Source organism: Bradyrhizobium betae (genome assembly GCF_004123905.1).
Lineage (GTDB): Bacteria > Pseudomonadota > Alphaproteobacteria > Rhizobiales > Xanthobacteraceae > Bradyrhizobium > Bradyrhizobium betae_A.
The window spans coordinates 1-3,166 of the sequence record NZ_MZXW01000044.1; the positions used below are offsets into that span (position 1 = coordinate 1).

Genomic DNA, 3,166 nt, shown 5'->3' on the forward strand with positions numbered 1-3,166 from the left:
CATGGATGATCTGTTGCGGGAGTTCTTGACGGAGACCAGCGAGAGCCTGGACACCGTCGACAATCAGTTGGTGAAGTTCGAGCAGGAGCCGAACAACGCCAAGATCCTGGATAACATCTTCCGCCTGGTCCACACCATCAAGGGCACGTGCGGCTTCCTCGGACTGCCGCGGCTTGAAGCGCTGGCGCATGCCGGCGAGACGCTGATGAGCAAATTCCGCGACGGCATGCCGGTGACGGCGGGCGCGGTGACGGTGATTTTGGCCTCGATCGACCGCATCAAGGAGATTTTGGCGGGCCTGGAGGCGACCGAAGCCGAGCCCGAGGGGACTGACCGCGACCTCATCGACAAGCTGGAAGCGATGGTCGAGCAGGGCACCGCGGCGATGGCAGCGGGAATTGCCGCTGCTCCCGTCGCTGAAGCGCCGCCGCTCGTGCCGGAAGCCCCTGCTGCTGCGCCTGCACCCGCACCCGCAAAAGAAATGACCCAGGGCTCGCTGATCGACCAGACGCTGGAGCGCACGTTGCGCCCGGGCGAAGTCTCGCTCGACGAGCTCGAGCGTGCCTTCCGCGAGACCGCGATCGAAGTGCCGGTGCCGGTGGCCCAGGCCGAAGTCAAGGCAGCGCCCGCGCCCGCCGTTGAAGCCCCGCCGCCAGCCGCCAAGGAGGCTGCCAAGGAAGCTGCGAAGGAAGCAAAGCCCGCCAAGGAGAAAGTCGTCATCAAGAAGTCGATGGCCGACGAGGGCGCCGGCGAGGGCGCCAGCATCGCCAACCAGTCGATCCGCGTCAACGTGGATACGCTGGAGCATCTGATGACCATGGTCTCCGAGCTGGTGCTGACCCGCAACCAGCTGCTGGAGATCTCCCGCCGCAACGAGGACACCGAGTTCAAGGTGCCGCTGCAGCGCCTCTCCAACGTCACCGCCGAGCTGCAGGAAGGCGTCATGAAGACGCGGATGCAGCCGATCGGCAATGCCTGGCAGAAGCTGCCGCGCATCGTCCGCGATCTCTCGGGCGAACTCGGCAAGCAGATCGAGCTGGAGATGCACGGCGCCGACACCGAACTCGACCGCCAAGTGCTCGATTTGATCAAGGACCCGCTCACCCACATGGTGCGCAACTCCGCCGATCATGGCCTCGAGACCCCCGCCGAGCGCACCGCGAACGGCAAGGGCGAGCAGGGCACCATCCGGCTGTCCGCCTATCACGAAGGCGGCCACATCATCATCTGCATCGCCGACAACGGCCGTGGGCTGAACACCGACAAGATCAAGGCCAAGGCGATCTCCTCCGGTCTCGCCACCGAGGCCGAGCTCGAGAAGATGTCGGAAGCCCAGATCCACAAGTTCATCTTCGCGCCCGGCTTCTCGACCGCGGCCGCCATCACCTCGGTCTCCGGCCGCGGCGTCGGCATGGACGTGGTGCGCACCAATATCGACCAGATCGGCGGTACCATCGACATCAAGTCGGTGGCGGGCGAAGGCTCCTCCGTCACCATCAAGATCCCGCTGACCCTGGCGATCGTCTCGGCGCTGATCGTCGAAGCCGCCGGTGACCGCTTTGCGATCCCGCAGCTCTCGGTGGTCGAGCTGGTCCGTGCCCGCGCCAACTCAGAGCACCGCATCGAGCGCATCAAGGACACCGCGGTGCTTCGGTTGCGCAACAAGCTGCTGCCGCTGATCCATCTGAAGAAGCTCTTGAAGATCGACGACGGCGCGGCGAGCGATCCCGAGAACGGCTTCATCGTGGTGACCCAGGTCGGCAGCCAGACTTTTGGTATCGTCGTCGACGGCGTCTTCCACACCGAAGAAATCGTGGTCAAGCCGATGTCGACGAAACTCCGTCACATCGACATGTTCTCCGGCAACACCATTCTTGGCGATGGCGCGGTCATCATGATCATCGACCCCAACGGCATTGCCAAGGCGCTCGGCGCCGCCGGCTCCTCGGCCCATGACATGGCCAACGAGAACGACGCGCATCAGATCGGAAGCGGCGAGCAGACCACCTCGCTCCTCGTCTTCCGCGCCGGCTCCAGCCAGCCCAAGGCGGTCCCGCTCGGGCTCGTCACGCGCCTGGAAGAGCTCGCCGCCGACAAGATCGAGTTCAGTAACGGCCGCTACATGGTGCAGTACCGCGAGCAGCTGATGCCGCTCGTCGCCATGGAGAGCGTCACCATTGCCAGCCAGGGCGCCCAGCCGATCCTGGTGTTCTCCGATGACGGCCGCTCCATGGGCCTCGTCGTCGACGAGATCATCGACATCGTCGAGGAACGGCTCAACATCGAGGTCGGCGGCTCCTCCTCCGGCATTCTCGGTTCGGCCGTGATCAAGGGCCAGGCCACCGAAGTGATCGATGTCGGCCACTTCCTGCCGATGGCGTTCGCCGACTGGTTCACCCGCAAGGAGATGAAGCCGTCGATGCACTCGCAGTCGGTGCTGCTGGTCGACGACAGCGCGTTCTTCCGCAACATGCTGGCTCCCGTGCTCAAGGCGGCCGGCTACCGCGTCCGCACCGCGCCGACCGCGCAGGAGGGCCTCGCCGCGCTGCGCGCCCAGACCTTCGACGTGGTCCTGACCGACATCGAGATGCCCGACATGAACGGGTTCGAGTTCGCCGAGACCATCCGTTCCGACAGCAATCTCGGCGCGATGCCGATCATCGGCCTGTCGGCGCTGGTGTCGCCGGCGGCGATCGAGCGCGGCCGTCAGGCCGGCTTCCACGACTATGTCGCCAAGTTCGACCGTCCCGGTCTGATCGCGGCGCTGAAGGAACAGACCGCGGGCGCCGCCGGTGCCTCCGAGCTGAGCCGGGCAGCGGCCTAAAGAGGACGAGGAGATACGCTGATGACCAAGAAGACCCAATCCGGCGAAGGCGCCATGGTCGAATACGTCACCGCGATGATCGGCGGCCAGCTGTTCGGGTTGCCGATCTCCCGCGTCCAGGACGTGTTCATGCCGGAGCGCGTCACCCGCGTTCCCTTGTCCTCGCGCGAGATCGCGGGCGTCTTGAACCTGCGCGGCCGCATCGTCACCGTGGTCGACATGCGCGCCCGGCTCGGCCTGCCCAAGCCCGAGGACGGCAAGACCCCGATGGCGGTCGGCGTCGATTTGCGCGGTGAATCCTATGGCCTCTTGATCGACCAGATCGGCGAGGTGCTGCGGCTT

Annotated in this window: 2 protein-coding genes; both read left to right on the plus strand. The window is 65.6% G+C overall.

The features are described 5' to 3' along the window. Position 1: 1 nt before the first annotated feature. On the plus strand, positions 2 to 2,824 hold the full coding sequence (locus B5V03_RS31370; RefSeq protein WP_129274271.1) for a hybrid sensor histidine kinase/response regulator: 2,823 nt from the start codon (positions 2 to 4) through the stop codon (positions 2,822 to 2,824). A 21-nt stretch (positions 2,825 to 2,845) separates the two neighbouring features. Continuing rightward, positions 2,846 to 3,166, plus strand: a 321-nt coding sequence (locus B5V03_RS31375; protein ID WP_129274272.1) for a chemotaxis protein CheW, incomplete at its 3' end; no start/stop codon positions are given.